The following is a 15,075-nucleotide window of genomic DNA, read 5'->3' as shown; positions in this document are numbered from 1 at the left end:
TTGAAGAAATGATTTTACTAAATTTTACTGTTTTTAAGCATGACCATTAAGAATGAAAGCTCTCGATGGATTCCATTGACAACGCTCATTGGTAAATAATTTACTTTTTGTTTACGCTTCCTTGGTTACAAATATCAAAAAGTATGAAATAATGTTCTATAGCATATGTAAGTTTTTTTTTGCATTTGCTTCTGTTTTGAATGATTTAAAGGAGGAAAACAAATGTCAGAAACAAGGGGTTTGTCAGAAGCTGTCATGGAGGACAGTAAAGCCGCCCTTCAATCGGATATACCTGAAACAACAGCTTGGAAGGATTTTCTTGCACTTATAAAAGTGGGGATTGTCAATTCAAATATAATTACAGCTTTTACCGGCGTGTGGTTAGCTCTTCATTTTTCGGGGCTTAGCTTCTTAAACAATCTAGATGTGGTGTTTTATACACTTGCAGGTTCGGCGCTCATAATGGCGGGATCTTGCAGTTTCAATAATTATTATGACCGTGATATCGATCATTTAATGGAAAGAACGAAAAACCGTCCAACGGTAACTGGGAAAGTACAGCCTTCAAAGGTATTGGCATTAAGTTTCGGATTAATTGCTGCAGGGCTGATTTTACTTGCATTGACTAATATGACAACTGCCATACTAGGAGCATTCGGCGTCTTTGCCTATGTTGTTTTATATACCATGGTTTTCAAACGTAGATTTGTTTCGAATACGATCATAGGCAGTATATCCGGAGCGGTGCCTCCACTTATCGGGTGGGCTGCAGTCGACCCGGGCCTTGATAAGATTGCCTGGGTCCTGTTCGCGATCATGTTCTTGTGGCAGCCTCCTCATTTTTATGCTCTGGCAATGAGGCGTGTAGAAGAATATCGTGCAGCTGGGGTACCGATGCTTCCGGTAGTAAAAGGATTCAAGGCGGCAAAAAGATCGATTATGCTATGGATCGTCTGTTTAATGTTCATTCCTTTCTTTTTAACTCCATTAGGAACTCCGTTAGTTATTCTTGCTGCATTATTGAGCACGGGTTGGCTTATTTTGGGGATTAAAGGGTATAAAAAGAAAGATGATGTTAAATGGGCAACATCCATGTTTGTATATTCTTTAAATTATATGACCATTTTATTTGTAGCGATGGTTATTGTCACTCTCATCTAGTATTGGTTAAATAACTGGCGGCCTGTCTATACAGGCCCCGGCTTACTGATAAATAACGCAATGACCGCCATTCATACATATTAAAGGAACCAAAGGGGTCATACATAAGAGCGGTTACATGAATCATCTTAATAATTCCTTAGATTAGGGATTCTTTCTTTTTTAGAAATTGACATAGAGAGAATATTCGCAATTGCGCCCATTTTTATTTTTGTGAGAAAATTTTGACGAAAGAGGGGTTTCTGAAGCTATGAAAAAAAGGCTGCACAAATGGCGCCTGATTGCTCTGCTGGGTATTGTAGGACTTGTCCTTTCGGGCTGCGGCGAACCATTTCTATCCGCGCTGAAGCCAGCTGGCGATGTTGCGCAATCTCAGTATGACTTACTGATATTGAGTACACTAATCATGGTACTGGTTATTATTGTTGTGATTATTTTGTTCGTTGTAGTTTTACTACGCTTCCGCCGGAAGAAAGGCGACGAAACAATACCGAAACAAATTGAAGGAAGCCATAAACTCGAAATTATCTGGACTGTTATTCCTATCCTTCTTTTAATTGTTCTGGCTGTTCCGACCGTCGTCACGACTTTCGACTTAGCCGACACAAAGGCGATGGATAAGAAAGATAAGGATGGAAAAACGAAGGATGCACTTGTCGTGAATGTAAGGGCAAACCTTTATTGGTGGGAGTTTGAATATCCAGACCTCGGCGTTGTAACAAGCCAGGATTTGGTTGTGCCAACAGATCAAAAAGTGTACTTCAATTTAACTGCTTCAGATGTTAAGCATTCATTCTGGGTACCGGCTGTCGGAGGAAAAATGGATACAAATACAGACGGGGTCAATCAGTTTTTCTTAGAATTCGATAGTAAAAAGGCAGAAGATTCGAACAACTTGTTCTACGGAAAATGTGCTGAACTTTGCGGTCCTTCACATGCTTTGATGGATTTTAAGGTCGTACCGAAGTCTAAAAGCGATTTTGAAGCGTGGACTAAAGATATGAAAGCCGCGAAGGAACCTGTCGTTGAAGGTGATTTAGCCAAACAGGGTGAAGATGTCTTTAATCAAAGCTGTATAGGCTGCCATGCGGTGACACCAAATGACAGCAGGCCTGAGGCAGCTCGTCAGGCTCCGAACCTGGCTACATTCGGTGAGCGTCAAAAAGTAGCTGGCGTTTTGGATCATACGGAAGAGAATGTGAAAAAATGGATCAAGGATCCTGAGAAGTATAAACCGGGCAACACGATGACCGGTACTTACGGCGAACTTTCAGATTCAGATATTAATGCACTGGCAGCTTATCTATTGGAGCTTAAGGTGGAAGACAAATAGAGAACATTGATTAAGGAGGTTAAATCGTGAGTACGTACGCTAATAAAAAAGGATTTGGCGCTACGGTTTGGGATTATCTGACGACGGTAGACCATAAGAAAATCGCCATTTTATATCTTATCTCTGGCGGGTTATTCTTTGTAATCGGCGGTTTGGAAGCGATGTTTATCCGTATCCAGCTGGCAATCCCAAACAATGATTTCGTAAGTGCCGGATTTTATAATGAAATTTTGACCATGCACGGAACGACTATGATATTTCTGGCGGCCATGCCGTTAGTGTTTGCTGTAATGAATGCGGTTGTACCATTACAGATAGGGGCACGTGATGTTGCGTTCCCATTCTTGAACTCTTTAGGTTTTTGGTTGTTTTTCTTTGGCGGAATCTTTCTGAATCTATCATGGTTTTTAGGGGGGGCTCCAGATGCAGGCTGGACATCGTATGCATCACTTTCCCTGCACTCCGAAGGTCATGGAATTGATTTTTACGTCCTGGGATTACAAATATCAGGTTTTGGAACACTAATTGCAGGGATCAATTTCCTTGTAACCATCATTAATATGCGTACGCCTGGTATGACGTATATGCGTATGCCGCTTTTCACCTGGTCAACTTTCGTCGTTTCTGCATTGATATTATTCGCTTTTCCCCCGCTTACCGTGGGATTGGTGTTAATGATGTTCGATCGGATGTTTGGCGCGAATTTCTTTGATGTAGCGGCAGGGGGAAATACGATTATTTGGGAGCATTTGTTCTGGATATTCGGTCACCCGGAAGTTTATATCCTGATTCTTCCGGCGTTCGGTATTTTTTCCGAAATATTCGCTACTTTCTCAAGAAAAAGATTGTTCGGTTATTCATCGATGGTATTTGCAACCGTTTTAATCGGTTTCTTAGGTTTCATGGTTTGGGCGCATCATATGTTCACCACTGGTCTGGGTCCGATCGCGAATGCAATCTTTGCCGTGGCGACCATGGCTATCGCTGTACCGACAGGTATTAAGATATTCAACTGGATTTTTACGATGTGGGGAGGAAGCGTCAAGTTCACGGTTCCGATGCTTTATGCAGTTGCCTTTATCCCTACATTTACAATGGGTGGCGTGACAGGTATCATGCTCGCATCTGCACCTGCTGATTATCAATACCATGATAGTTATTTCGTTGTTGCTCATTTCCACTATGTAATCGTCGGTGGGGTTGTATTAGGTTTACTGGCTGGAATCAATTTCTATTGGCCGAAGATGTTTGGAACGATGTTAAGCGAAAAATTGGGGCAAATCACATTTTGGACTTTCTTGATTGGTTTCCATTTAACATTCTTCATTCAACATTTCTTAGGTTTGATGGGGATGCCTCGTCGCGTATTTACATTCTTGGACGATCAAGGTTTCAATACAGGTAATATGATTAGTACTGTTGGAGCTTTTTTGATGGCATTCGGTGTCTTGGTTATGGTCATCAATATCATCATTACATCTGTGAAGAATGAAAAAGTCGGCAATGATCCTTGGGGAGATGGCCGTACGCTGGAGTGGGCCATTCCATCACCACCGCCTTTTTATAATTTTAAACAACTGCCGCTAGTCCGGGGATTAGATCCTTACTGGGTTGAAAAAATGGAAGGGAAAAAGGAAATGACTCCTGCAGAACCACTTGGGGATATCCATATGCCCAATTCATCCATTCTTCCTTTAACGATCGCTTCCGGTTTATTCATCGCCGCATTCGGTGCTTTATACCATATGGATGATAAGACATGGACCCTGCCTATAATGATAGTGGGGCTCTTGGTAACATTTGGTTCAATGTTTATCCGTTCCGTTAAAGACGATCATGGGTACCATATTCATAAAGAAGACCTTATGGACGATAAAGACAAGGGAGGTAAGGCATAATGCAGACAGATGAAAGATTCACGGATGCTACCTGGCCTGCTTCTCCCGAGAAAGCGACTTTAGAAGGTAAAAATAAATATTTGGGATTCTGGTTGTTTCTTGGTGGAGAGACGGTATTATTCGCCTCATTGTTTGCAACTTACCTGGCATTGAAGGATAAAGTTCCAAATGGTGATGCAGCCCTAGCTAAAGATTTATTCGAATTACCACTTACTTTTGTGGCAACCATGCTGTTATTGACCAGTTCATTGACTAGTGTGTATGCGATGTACCATATGAAAAATAACCACTTCAAACAAATGCAGGCTTGGCTTGTCATTACGGTTGCACTTGGTTTAGGTTTTCTTGGACTCGAGATTTATGAATTTAATCACTATGTTCATGAATTCCATCATACATTTACGAGCAGTGCCTTCGGCTCCGCGTTTTATACGTTAGTTGGTTTTCACGGAGGACACGTTGCATTCGGTTTAGCTTGGATCATATGTCTTATGGTACGTAATGCAGGAAGGGGCTTGAATTTGTATAACGCTCCTAAATTTTTTGTTGCGAGTCTTTATTGGCATTTCATTGACGTAGTCTGGGTGTTTATCTTTACTGTCGTATACTTAATGGGAATGGTGGGATAACTGATGGCGAATGAACAATCAAATTCAGCGAACCCGAATGTCGATTTAAAATATCGCCGTAAGAAAAATGCTGAAGAGATGAAACACCAAGTGATATCATTTACACTTATGATTTTCTTTACATTACTTGCTTTTGCTGCAGTAGGAATTGAGGGTTTTTCACATTGGTTCATTAAACCAGTCATTTTGCTGCTGGCAGTCGTACAAGTGATTTTCCAATTGTATTATTTCATGCACATGAAGCATAAAGGGCATGGCACCATTGCATTGTTCTTATTTTCCGGCCTTGCAGTCGGCTTGATAACTGTCCTTGTGTTCACAACGATTGTTTGGTTATAAACCATAAAGAAAATCGGCTATTGAATGATAGCCGGTTTTTCTTATGTGGTGATTTTTAAGAAGGGTAATCCAAGTTTATCTATATTTGTTACAATGTTTCATTTTAGGTATAATGAAAGTAAGAAAAAGTTTATGAACGAGGTGATTTTTTTGTCTATTGATATTTTCGGATTTCGCGCTTTGTGGAGTCCTTATTATTTTGCAGCCCTCGTACTTATAACCGTAGGCTATTTTTGGCTGGTGACAAAAAAAAGGGGGAAGTTTCCTGACAGTTCATCGCTTTCCGTTAAACAGGCAACTTATTTTTTGGTAGCGATATTCCTCCTTTATATGGTAAAAGGATCCCCATTGGATTTATTGAGCCATATCATGTTCAGTGCACACATGTTTCAAATGGCACTGCTCTATCTCGTGATTCCGCCTTTATTTATCATTGCGATTCCAGATTGGCTTATGAGAACGTTCATAAATTCCAGGGGAGTGAAGACGTTATTTCAATTTTTCACGAGACCTCTTGTGGCTCTTTTGCTATTTAATGTTCTTTTCTCGCTGTACCATATCCCGTTAGTGTTCGACTATATCAAAACAGGGATGTGGATTCATGCCGGCTACACGATCCTTTTATTTACGACTGCTGTTTTGATGTGGTTCCCGCTTGTCAATCAGCTACCCGAACGTGAAAGTCTATCAGGTGTGAAAAAAGTAGCTTATATATTCGGCAGTGGTATTCTAATGACCCCTGCCTGCGCTTTGATCATTTTTGCTAATGATCCTATGTATGATACATTCACCAATGCGGAATCTTGGGCCAGTGCCATGGAACTTTGCGTTCCGGCTTCAGCACTGTCAGGTTTAACGCTTAGTGGCCCGGAAATGTTCAATGGACTGCCATTGCTTGAAGATCAGCAGCTTGGCGGGGTTTTGATGAAGGTGATTCAAGAAATCGTTTTAGGCTATGTATTGGGTGTCATTTTCTTTGCTTGGTTCAAAAAGGAGAATGGCGGCCAAAATGATATCGATCCGATACCTTCGGATCTTCAGACTGTAGAATAATTGTATGATAAAAGACTTGTCTTTGGGAGGACAAGTCTTTTATCTGCCCTTGCCTGATTTTCGATTTACACCAAATAGCCAGTGAATTGACTTGCCTATTCTATAAAAGTGAGCATTCTGTTAATAATCCTTGATTTTATTGAATTTTATGATTGCCTCTTATAAAATGGTAGTTGATTAATAAATATAGAGAGGACTACAATCCATATGTCTTTACCAATCCTTCCAACGATAAGTACAGCTTTCATTGTATTAAGTGCCATCACTGTTGCAATAGGCTGGTATCAAATTAAACAACGCAAAATCGAGACCCATAAAAAGACCATGATGGCAGCTGCGGTTTTTGCGGTAATCTTTTTCACTATATATCTTTCCCGGACGGTCTTCATTGGTAGTACGTCATTTGGCGGACCCGCTGACATTAAAGTTTATTATACGATTTTTTTGATTTTCCATATAACGCTTGCAACAACTGGAGCTGTTTTGGGGATCATCATGCTTACCACGGGGTTTAAAGGTAAATTCGCCATCCATAAAAAAATTGGGCCTGCGACAAGCATCATTTGGTTTTTCACAGGGATTACTGGAGTAGCTGTTTACATCCTGCTTTATGTCATTTATCATGGCGGCGAAACAACATCTTTAATAAAGGCGATCCTAGGATTTTAAAATAACCAAAAAAGCCTGGTGCAAAAAAAGCATCAGGCTTTTGTAATGGATATAAAAAAAGAGAGCATCACACATGATTCTCTCTCTTTGTACCTGCTTTTCACTAACGGCTTTTACAAGCCGTTGAATTGTGTAAGTTCTTCTTTGATTTGAGCGAGGATTTTTTCACTTTGTTTCACTAGTGATGCTGGGAAATCCTCTCCTTCACCATATTCAACTCCATGTGGATAATAGTGTTTTCCTAATAGAGGAACCATTAGTTTGATGGCGGCCCTGTGAGCGCCTACATCGCCCTCTGTAGCATAGCCAAGTATTCTCAGGTAAAACGTGCCCTCTTTTAAGTCGAACTTACGATCGTAACTGACTCTTTCGTAATCCCATTGTTCTGCACGTATTAAACCATATTGCGGCATTAGGTCATCTAAACGGTTTAAGTCGGCTGTGATGTTTTCGATTCCAAAGCTTTCAAATTTCACGAGTAGTACCTCCTATGTTTACTATTGAGAATTAAAATGACATACCGGGAAAATATTATGTACATGAATATATTAAAAATCTCCAAGTATGTTTATAATATACCATTTTATCCTATATTTTATAATAGTACGAAATGGTGGAAGTTGCAATGAACTCAACCATGGTATTTTAATCATTCACAAAAGTTCCATTTTTTAAATAAATTTAATGAAGGGACAGTCTATCGTAAATTAGAAAATTATGATTGAACAGTGATATAATCAGGAAAGAAAGGTTTTTGCATTGGATACATAAATTAGATAGAGAGAGGGAGTGTTCCTCTGCGCGGTTTAGGTAAGGTGTTGGTGTTAATTATTATTTTTTTCGTAATCGGTATTTATCTTAATATCGGCGATGAAGATGAAGGAACCCCTCTTATTGATGGTAACAAAGGTGTTAACCCCAATGGGCATATAAATGAAAAAAGCCCTTCCTCTTTAAAGGAAGGGGTTACTGACGTGAAAGAAGGTCTGGGGGTAACGATCGGGAAAAATGTAAAAGAAATAGAAAAGGAATATGGTAAGCCAGATCGGATTGATATGTCCGCCTATGGATATGAATGGTGGGTTTATAAAAAGGACTATGATAATTATTTCCAATTAGCCGTTGAAAATGAAAAAGTGGTATCTGCTTATGGAATCGGTGATGAGGTCAATGTCGCTCCTTTTAAAATTGGTCAGTCGATTGATGCCATCTATTCCAGCTTATATGTGGAACCCACTGTTGATATTGAAGTTGGTCAAAGTTCCTATCGTTTTGAATTGTCGGAGGAAGATATGAATATGAGGCCATTGATTGATTTAGGGAATATTAATGTTCAGCTATATTTGGATAAATTCACCGGGACTGTTTCGAGCATCCGATTTTTGAATGATTCCGCCTTATTGAAACAACAGCCATATGAGCTGACCTATCATGGTGAACTTGTGACAGTTAAAGACCTTTCTGATGAAGACTTGGCGAAAGTGGACGAGGGCAATGAGCAGCAAATATTCGATATTACGAATATAATGCGCAGCAGGTTTGATTTGAAGCCTTTAGAATGGGATGCGCCAACTGCAGAGGTTGCTTCCCTTCATAGCCGGGAAATGACGGATGCACCAGAAGGAACCCATGTTTCTGAAACAAAGGGAGATTTGGAAAAGCGTCTCGATGCAGGCCATGTAAAATACAGGGCAGCAGGTGAAAATATAGCGGCTAATTATGTTGACGCAGCTGCAGTCATGGAAGGTTGGCTGAATAGCAAAGGGCATCGGGATGCGATGCTGAATGAGGAATTTACAGGTCTGGGCGTCGGGGTATATAAAAAGTACTACACCCAGAATTTCATAAAGAGATAAAAAAACGGATCCGATTTGGGTCCGTTTTCTTGTTCTGGATTATGAAAATGAAAAAGGTCCCTGTATAGCGTAAGTTCCCCATCATCACCTGTGGACCTTTCTTGATGATGATTGTATGACTTTGTATTAATTGCATGGAATCGATCTCCGATGAAGAGGTTTAGTAACGAACTTGGATGCCTGCAGTCACGCCAGCATACCCCATTGGAACTATAAGGGCACTCATCCCCAATTCATCCAATTGCATTTTAAAAGGAATGTTATGCACTTTTTATTTACCTTTAGCATATGGTGCAATAGGCGATGTCTAAGTGTGAGGTGAGAGTAATGGCAAAAAGAAAGCGGCCCTCCGTGGATGGATTTCGGAAGTTTGTAAAAGAACATCCTCATTTAGTGAATGAAGTGAGAAGCAAACAAGCAACATGGCAGGAACTTTTTGAAGAGTGGTATTTACTCGGAGAAGATCATCCACGCTGGCAGGCTGACGGCAGTGTGGGCGGGTCCGAAGTGAATACTGGATCTCCATCACCGCCGGTTGAAAAGGGAGACCAAAGCACTGAGTTGATCGGTTCGTTAATGAGTGCAGTTAAAAATATGGATATGGGGCAGATTCAACAATATATTACGAATGCCAATCAGGCCATCGGTGCAATCCAAGGAGTGCTATCTGCTTTCCAAGGGAATAAATCAGGTGATACCAGTCCTCCCCCAAAAGAAAAAGAGCAGAGAGCTAACCCTTTTTTATTCACCAAAGATTAAGGAGGGTTTTTCATGCGTCAGAATATATATGAATTCATTCAAACGAACGAAGATATGCGCAATTACTTGAGGATTCAGCCTGCGTGGTACAAAAGGTTAATGCGTAATCCTCATGAAGTGGATGTGTTTGAAACCGAAGCGAAATATTATTTTGAGAAGTCGATTCCACATCGGGTCTCTAAATTTTCGGAAAGCGTTCAGGTTGCCTCAATGATGCTTCATATGTTTCAAGCGATGAATGCTTCAGGTGAATGAAGAAAATATGAGTAAATTACTCCTTTTGGCGAACAATAAAGGCAAAAGGGGGACGATGGAATGAGAAAGTTGATCTTTGCTCTCACAGTGTTGATGGCAGCGTCTGGTTGTGGAAAGAAAATACCGGAACCTGAAAATTCAGGAGTGGCCATGCAAGATGTTTCGGCACTTACAGCTGCCACCACTGTATCGAGCATCCGAAACTCAGATGAGGACTTTCGGGTAAAAACTTTTGTAAAAGGCAACTCCGTCTATGTCGAGTGCTACTTGAAAAACTATGGTTTTTCAGAATCGAATCCTGAACAATTGGCGACTGTGTCCGTATTTATTGATAATCAAAAGAAAGTAGATATGAAAACGGCAGCATTTATCTTAAAGGATGTCCCGAATGGCATGCATAAAATTAAGCTGGAAGTCATGAATGGTTCAGGTGAAAAAACAGGGTTGGAAAAAGAGATTGAGGTACATATCACTTCATCGATTTAATCAAACCATTAGCATCTAAAAGAGAGAAATGGTAAAATGGATGTGGAGGTGAGCTTGTTAATGCTTGCTACTATGGAAATCATCGACATTTTACAACAGGCTGATGGATTAGCTGAAATGATCATTCATTCTGAAATAGGGGAAGAATACCTTCTTAGTTTATATAAATTACAAAGCGACAAAGAGGCTCAGCGGATAATTTCCAAGTTTACTTCGCTAAAGGATCTATTTGAAGATGTTCAAAGGTTCGGTAAATATCATCCGGATTATAAACGCATCAATTTAGAAACCAGGCAAGCTAAACGAGACATGGATATGCATCCTGCCGTAGCAAGGTTTAAGCTGGCGGAGACGGAGTTACAATCCGTACTTGATGAAATAAGCGGGAAAATTGGCCGAGCCGTTTCGGAACAGGTCAAAACCCCAGCGGGGAATCCATTTTTTGTTTCGTCAGGTGGATGTTCAACCGGAAGCTGCGGAACCGGCGGAAGTTGTGGATGCTCTGCTTAAGGTAATGGCAAGAATCGTAAACATTCCGGCCAGTATATAAGAACTTGCAGCCATCGAATTTCGGCATTGCTACGGAGTTCGGTGGCTGTGGCATGTAAGGACCCTTCGTCGAGACAGTGGGTCAACCGGATATGTTACAAAGCGATTAACTGCGATATAAGATACAATCCGGACAAAGGTTGCCGCAGCAAAACATCTTTTGCTGCGGAACATAAAAACGATGCCGGAATACATATAAATGTTCTTCCTGCCGTACGAAAATGGTTTCACTATGAAGCTGCTTGCCACGCATTGAAAGGCTTGCGGCTTTTTTTATTAAGAAAGAAAGCCTGCTATCACCATTTTGTGCCGGATGATAATGAATATATATAAATGGTATACCTGTGAACTTTTTTATCGAAGCTTGGGTAATTTCATCATTATCTAATAGATGATCAATAAATTGACTCCAAATTTGGTTTAAATCCATCGTTGTTTGGCTCCCTTCACAGTGCGTATATTCATAATAGTGAGAGAATTTTGTTTATAATCTTTTTTTCTTGGTTGAAAGTAAAGATTCTGCTATGCTACACTTAGTTAAAACCTTTATAAAAGGGAGTTATTGATATGCTTGGAGCGAGACAGGGAATCATCGTCTATTTACATACATTAAAACAAGCCAAAATGCTTAGGAAATTCGGAAATATTCATTATGTTTCAAAAAAATTGAAATATGTAGTGCTTTATACGAATATGGATGAAGTGGAACCACTGGTGGAAAAGCTGAATAATTATTCTTTCGTTAAAAAAGTGGACCTTTCTTACAAGCCTTTTTTGAAGGTGGAGTTCGAAAACTCCAAACCGGATAAAGCGAAAGAATATGATTATAAAATGGGAATTTGAAAAAAGCTGACTCATGCGGAGTCAGCCTTTTTCAATTTCTGGCATCAGCATCTTTCAACCTAATGGGGGCAGATATCTATTCATTCGCAAAATGCCGATTAAGTGCTGGTAGTACAACTCGACTTCTGCAAAGAGCACCGAAGGTTTCACGTCAATTTCAATAATGGGTCTATCCAGTTCCTCCGCCAAGTTCTCAAAAAGCTCATAGCGTTTGTTTTTGGTGGCATGAGGGTTCGGTATACCTTCACGGCAAATGTAAAGCGGCTGGAATTTCCCAGGATCAGTGGGCTGCATGACGATGACCAATGACGTTACCTTTTTATCATCAATAACAGTATGCATGGCCAAAAGCCTTTCAACTCGATGTTTCTGATTGCGGCCTATTTCCAGCAACTCATATATATCCGAAAATCCTTGTCCAATTTCAATAAAACGTTGAATCAATTAAACCTCTCCTAACTAACTTATTATTCATTACTTTATCATTATCCCTCATAAAAGAGAAGGACAACTTCATTGGCGTCAAGACAAAGAAAATTAGATATCAGAGGTTTATCAAAAAAAAAAGCCCTGCAAAAATATGCAGGGTCCTTCTATGTCTAACTAAGGACCAGAAGGCAAAGGGAGAGGAGAAACCGGAGGAAGAACTTATGGGGAAACGTAAGCCTTCTCCGCGGTTGGCAACAACACCTAAAAAGGAATGTTGTTATTCACATTATTGCCAAAAACCACTATATTATTCAAAATCTAAAAGATTTATAAAAAGAATGGATATCTTCCTTTCATGGTCCGAAATGATAAGTCGATAATCATTTTGGAAATGAAGCCAAATCGCTTAAAATATTGGCTAGCTTTTTCTAATATGTTAGGATAGGAAAGTAACAGAAATTTGTCATAAAATGTGGTGAGGATGATGAGGGTCGTTTCCGGAATTTGCAAAGGAAGACCGCTTAAGGCTGTACCGGGTACAGGAACCCGGCCGACTACTGATAAAGTCAAGGAATCCATTTTCAATATGATTGGTCCTTATTTCGAAGGGGGACTGGTTCTCGACTTGTTTGCAGGGAGCGGTGGACTGGGAATTGAAGCGTTAAGCAGAGGCATGGATAAAGCCATATTTGTCGACCGGGATTTTAAAGCAAATCAAACGGTTAAGGCGAATTTGGAACTATGCAAGTTTTCAGACCGTGCAGAAGTTTATAAAAATGATTCAGAGCGTGCACTGAAGGCTTTGGTGAAAAGGGAAATGACTTTTGAATTGATTTTTCTTGATCCACCTTATAAGAAACAAAAGCTTGTCGAGATTCTAGAAGAAATACATAAATACCGATTGCTGAACGATATGGGATACATTGTTTGTGAGCATGGCCATGATGTTGCATTGCCAGAAAAAGTTGGTGACTTTACCGTTAAGAGAAAAGAAGTTTATGGCGTCATTGCCGTTACGATTTATCAATGGGGAAACGTACACGAACAGGGGGAACTATGAATGTCCAAAATAGCGATTTGTCCGGGGAGTTTTGATCCAATAACATTTGGTCATCTTGATATCATTCAAAGGGGAGCGAATGTTTTCGATGAGGTATATGTCGTAATCGTCAACAATTCAGCGAAAAATTCACTTTTTACTGTGGAGGAGAGACTGGAATTGATCACTGAAGCGACTGCCCATATGCCGAATGTTAAAGTGGATTTCTATCAGGGATTGACAGTCGACTATGCTGAAAGCGTTTCCGCGAATGCCATCATCCGGGGATTGAGGGCGACTTCTGACTTTGAATATGAAATGCAGGGTACTTCGATGAACCGATTCCTTAATAATAAAATAGAGTCATTCTTTATCATGACGAAAAATCAATATTCTTTCTTGAGTTCAAGTATCGTGAAAGAGGTTGCGAAGTATGGCGGGGATATCTCCGAACTAGTGCCAAGCGTCGTCGAGAAAGCTCTTGCCAAAAAGTACGAGGAACTGAAAGGATAGAAAAAAAGAGCATTGCCAACGCGCAATGCTCTTTTTTCGGTTTACGAAAGGCCTTTGAATAGCCTTTTGGTAAATATGATGATGTATAGGATCAAAAATACGAGTGTTAGAATGGGGCCGAAATCAAGCATGTTTTGATATAGGGAATTCGCGTGTTCACCGGAACTGCTGACTGGGAATGCATTTATCGGGTTGGAGCTGTACATATTGCCTTTATATAATGGTTCCCAAAGTAAGATGGTAATGATGGATGCCAGAAAGCCATGTGCTATCCTTGCCAGAAAAAAGGGAGTGAAACGAATGTCTGTTGCGGCAATGATGCTGGCAACTTGCGCTTGAATGCTGAAACCGTTGAAAGCTAAGATGAAGCTTGTCATCACGGTTTGCTGAAAGAGTGTCGCCTCTTCGACTGTACTGGTTAATTTTGAACCAAGAGTCATCTCAAACATGCCTGATATGAAAGGGAGGCTTAAGGAATCGGGAAAAGTGAAAATATGTAAAATTCCTCCGACCACAGATGCCAGCAATCCGGTAATGTTCATATGAAATAAAAGCTTGTTCACCACCGAGAAGAGAATGATGAACCCCCCGATCATTAATAGGGTTTGAATGGATGAGAGTACCGCATCTCCAAGTAAACTGCCAAATGGTCTTGTTTCTTTTATTCTGGTTCGATGCATTTGGCTAAAGGCTTGTCTTATGGAGGGGAGCTTGGCCATTACATTTGTATGGGATTTTTCTTCTTTCCAACGGTAAAAACGCATGATGATGCCTACACAAAAATTTCCTAGGTAGTGTGAAAGTGCAAGGATGATACCTAAATGAGGATTGTGGAAAAAACCAACGGCAACGGCAACGAACAGGAACAATGGATTGGATGAATTAGTAAAACAAACGAGTCTTTCAGCTTCGATGCGTGTCAATTGTTCTTCTTGGCGAAGCCTTACAGTGAATTTCGCTCCAGCTGGAAACCCTGATGCAAGTCCCATCGCCCAAACGAAACCGCCAACTCCTGGTACACGGAATAAGGGACGCATAAATGGTTCGAGCATGACGCCAATGAACCTGACTACACCAAAACTGATTAATAACTCCGAGAGAATCAAGAAAGGCAGAAGCGAAGGGAATACAATTGTCCACCAAATATTAAGTCCGCCTTTGGAAGCTTCAAAGGATTCTTGGGGAAAGATGATCAAGCCAACTGCCATCATCGTGACGGAGGTAGCTAACAGTACTGTTTTGGATTTTGATTTTAGCAAAATTC

Annotated in this window: 19 protein-coding genes; 15 read left to right on the top strand and 4 right to left on the bottom strand. The window is 40.4% G+C overall.

Annotated features, from left to right (window positions below; genetic code table 11):
* Positions 1 to 222 precede the first annotated feature (222 nt).
* From cyoE to ACQKNS_RS05355, 7 genes are all read left to right on the top strand, one after another.
* On the top strand, positions 223 to 1,161 hold the full coding sequence (cyoE, locus tag ACQKNS_RS05385) for a heme o synthase (RefSeq protein WP_427641517.1): 939 nt from the start codon (positions 223 to 225) through the stop codon (positions 1,159 to 1,161).
* Positions 1,162 to 1,411: 250 nt separating this feature from the next.
* A complete protein-coding gene (coxB, locus tag ACQKNS_RS05380; RefSeq protein WP_427641516.1) occupies positions 1,412 to 2,494 on the top strand; it encodes a cytochrome c oxidase subunit II in 1,083 nt (360 codons plus the stop codon).
* A gap of 26 nt (positions 2,495 to 2,520) precedes the next feature.
* Positions 2,521 to 4,392: a cytochrome c oxidase subunit I gene (gene ctaD, locus ACQKNS_RS05375; protein ID WP_098371108.1), complete on the top strand. Its 1,872-nt coding sequence runs from the start codon at positions 2,521 to 2,523 to the stop codon at positions 4,390 to 4,392.
* The gene (locus ACQKNS_RS05370; protein ID WP_098371107.1) at positions 4,392 to 5,021 is read left to right on the top strand and encodes a cytochrome (ubi)quinol oxidase subunit III; all 630 of its coding nucleotides are present in this window, start codon (positions 4,392 to 4,394) and stop codon (positions 5,019 to 5,021) included. The genes ctaD and ACQKNS_RS05370 overlap by 1 nt, the downstream gene beginning before the upstream one ends.
* A 3-nt stretch (positions 5,022 to 5,024) precedes the next feature.
* Positions 5,025 to 5,360, top strand: coding sequence for a cytochrome c oxidase subunit IVB (gene ctaF / locus ACQKNS_RS05365; RefSeq protein ID WP_048684534.1), 336 nt, complete (start codon positions 5,025 to 5,027; stop codon positions 5,358 to 5,360).
* 150 nt (positions 5,361 to 5,510) lie between these two features.
* Positions 5,511 to 6,413 carry a cytochrome c oxidase assembly factor CtaG gene (ctaG, locus tag ACQKNS_RS05360; protein WP_427641515.1) on the top strand — a complete coding sequence of 301 codons (903 nt, stop codon included), beginning with the start codon at positions 5,511 to 5,513 and terminating at the stop codon, positions 6,411 to 6,413.
* A gap of 207 nt (positions 6,414 to 6,620) precedes the next feature.
* Positions 6,621 to 7,082, top strand: a complete 462-nt coding sequence (locus ACQKNS_RS05355) for a DUF420 domain-containing protein (RefSeq protein WP_427641514.1) — start codon at positions 6,621 to 6,623, stop codon at positions 7,080 to 7,082.
* Positions 7,083 to 7,195: 113 nt separating this feature from the next.
* Here the strand turns inward: ACQKNS_RS05355 and ACQKNS_RS05350 are convergent, their stop codons facing one another.
* Entirely contained in the window at positions 7,196 to 7,558 is a 363-nt protein-coding gene (locus ACQKNS_RS05350; RefSeq protein WP_427641513.1) for a YugN family protein, read from the bottom strand.
* A gap of 345 nt (positions 7,559 to 7,903) precedes the next feature.
* Between ACQKNS_RS05350 and ACQKNS_RS05345 the strand changes: the two genes are divergently transcribed.
* From ACQKNS_RS05345 to ACQKNS_RS05325, 5 genes are all read left to right on the top strand, one after another.
* The gene (locus ACQKNS_RS05345) at positions 7,904 to 8,938 is read left to right on the top strand and encodes a CAP domain-containing protein (RefSeq protein WP_427641512.1); all 1,035 of its coding nucleotides are present in this window, start codon (positions 7,904 to 7,906) and stop codon (positions 8,936 to 8,938) included.
* A 327-nt stretch (positions 8,939 to 9,265) separates the two neighbouring features.
* A complete protein-coding gene (locus tag ACQKNS_RS05340; RefSeq protein ID WP_427641511.1) occupies positions 9,266 to 9,697 on the top strand; it encodes a YlbD family protein in 432 nt (143 codons plus the stop codon).
* 12 nt (positions 9,698 to 9,709) lie between these two features.
* Positions 9,710 to 9,952: a YlbE-like family protein gene (locus ACQKNS_RS05335; RefSeq protein ID WP_076366714.1), complete on the top strand. Its 243-nt coding sequence runs from the start codon at positions 9,710 to 9,712 to the stop codon at positions 9,950 to 9,952.
* Positions 9,953 to 10,012: 60 nt separating this feature from the next.
* Positions 10,013 to 10,438 carry a hypothetical protein gene (locus ACQKNS_RS05330; protein WP_427641510.1) on the top strand — a complete coding sequence of 142 codons (426 nt, stop codon included), beginning with the start codon at positions 10,013 to 10,015 and terminating at the stop codon, positions 10,436 to 10,438.
* A gap of 60 nt (positions 10,439 to 10,498) precedes the next feature.
* On the top strand, positions 10,499 to 10,948 hold the full coding sequence (locus tag ACQKNS_RS05325) for a YlbF family regulator (protein ID WP_427641509.1): 450 nt from the start codon (positions 10,499 to 10,501) through the stop codon (positions 10,946 to 10,948).
* A 145-nt stretch (positions 10,949 to 11,093) separates the two neighbouring features.
* Here ACQKNS_RS05325 and ACQKNS_RS05320 read toward each other — a convergent pair whose 3' ends face one another.
* Entirely contained in the window at positions 11,094 to 11,417 is a 324-nt protein-coding gene (locus ACQKNS_RS05320) for a hypothetical protein (RefSeq protein ID WP_427641508.1), read from the bottom strand.
* Positions 11,418 to 11,554: 137 nt separating this feature from the next.
* Here ACQKNS_RS05320 and ACQKNS_RS05315 point away from each other — a divergent pair, with 137 nt between their 5' ends.
* Entirely contained in the window at positions 11,555 to 11,830 is a 276-nt protein-coding gene (locus ACQKNS_RS05315; protein ID WP_048684554.1) for a YlbG family protein, read from the top strand.
* Positions 11,831 to 11,884: 54 nt separating this feature from the next.
* Here the strand turns inward: ACQKNS_RS05315 and ACQKNS_RS05310 are convergent, their stop codons facing one another.
* On the bottom strand, positions 11,885 to 12,274 hold the full coding sequence (locus tag ACQKNS_RS05310; RefSeq protein ID WP_427641507.1) for a DUF7147 family protein: 390 nt from the start codon (positions 12,272 to 12,274) through the stop codon (positions 11,885 to 11,887).
* A 469-nt stretch (positions 12,275 to 12,743) separates the two neighbouring features.
* Here ACQKNS_RS05310 and rsmD point away from each other — a divergent pair, with 469 nt between their 5' ends.
* Both rsmD and coaD read left to right on the top strand, forming a co-directional pair.
* A complete protein-coding gene (gene rsmD, locus ACQKNS_RS05305; RefSeq protein ID WP_427641506.1) occupies positions 12,744 to 13,319 on the top strand; it encodes a 16S rRNA (guanine(966)-N(2))-methyltransferase RsmD in 576 nt (191 codons plus the stop codon).
* Positions 13,320 to 13,811, top strand: coding sequence for a pantetheine-phosphate adenylyltransferase (gene coaD, locus ACQKNS_RS05300; protein WP_098371098.1), 492 nt, complete (start codon positions 13,320 to 13,322; stop codon positions 13,809 to 13,811).
* 41 nt (positions 13,812 to 13,852) lie between these two features.
* On the opposite strand, the gene ylbJ is transcribed toward coaD, so the two are convergent.
* The gene (ylbJ, locus tag ACQKNS_RS05295) at positions 13,853 to 15,070 is read right to left on the bottom strand and encodes a sporulation integral membrane protein YlbJ (protein WP_427641505.1); all 1,218 of its coding nucleotides are present in this window, start codon (positions 15,068 to 15,070) and stop codon (positions 13,853 to 13,855) included.
* Positions 15,071 to 15,075 lie beyond the last annotated feature (5 nt).

The organism is Peribacillus sp. NPDC094092 (assembly GCF_050279365.1).
GTDB lineage: Bacteria > Bacillota > Bacilli > Bacillales > DSM-1321 > Peribacillus.
This window is presented reverse-complemented; position numbering and strand designations above follow the sequence as displayed.

Bases quoted from the DNA above. Each gene is read 5' to 3' on its own strand.
- ACQKNS_RS05320 (WP_427641508.1), bottom strand. From the start codon at position 11,417: ATGGATTTAAACCAAATTTGGAGTCAATTTATTGATCATCTATTAGAT.
- ACQKNS_RS05330 (WP_427641510.1), top strand. From the start codon at position 10,013: ATGAGAAAGTTGATCTTTGCTCTCACAGTGTTGATGGCAGCGTCTGGT.
- ACQKNS_RS05325 (WP_427641509.1), top strand. From the start codon at position 10,499: ATGCTTGCTACTATGGAAATCATCGACATTTTACAACAGGCTGATGGA.
- coaD (WP_098371098.1), top strand. From the start codon at position 13,320: ATGTCCAAAATAGCGATTTGTCCGGGGAGTTTTGATCCAATAACATTT.
- ACQKNS_RS05355 (WP_427641514.1), top strand. From the start codon at position 6,621: ATGTCTTTACCAATCCTTCCAACGATAAGTACAGCTTTCATTGTATTA.
- ACQKNS_RS05335 (WP_076366714.1), top strand. From the start codon at position 9,710: ATGCGTCAGAATATATATGAATTCATTCAAACGAACGAAGATATGCGC.
- ctaF (WP_048684534.1), top strand. From the start codon at position 5,025: ATGGCGAATGAACAATCAAATTCAGCGAACCCGAATGTCGATTTAAAA.
- coxB (WP_427641516.1), top strand. From the start codon at position 1,412: ATGAAAAAAAGGCTGCACAAATGGCGCCTGATTGCTCTGCTGGGTATT.
- ACQKNS_RS05315 (WP_048684554.1), top strand. From the start codon at position 11,555: ATGCTTGGAGCGAGACAGGGAATCATCGTCTATTTACATACATTAAAA.
- ACQKNS_RS05370 (WP_098371107.1), top strand. From the start codon at position 4,392: ATGCAGACAGATGAAAGATTCACGGATGCTACCTGGCCTGCTTCTCCC.
- cyoE (WP_427641517.1), top strand. From the start codon at position 223: ATGTCAGAAACAAGGGGTTTGTCAGAAGCTGTCATGGAGGACAGTAAA.
- ACQKNS_RS05340 (WP_427641511.1), top strand. From the start codon at position 9,266: ATGGCAAAAAGAAAGCGGCCCTCCGTGGATGGATTTCGGAAGTTTGTA.
- rsmD (WP_427641506.1), top strand. From the start codon at position 12,744: ATGAGGGTCGTTTCCGGAATTTGCAAAGGAAGACCGCTTAAGGCTGTA.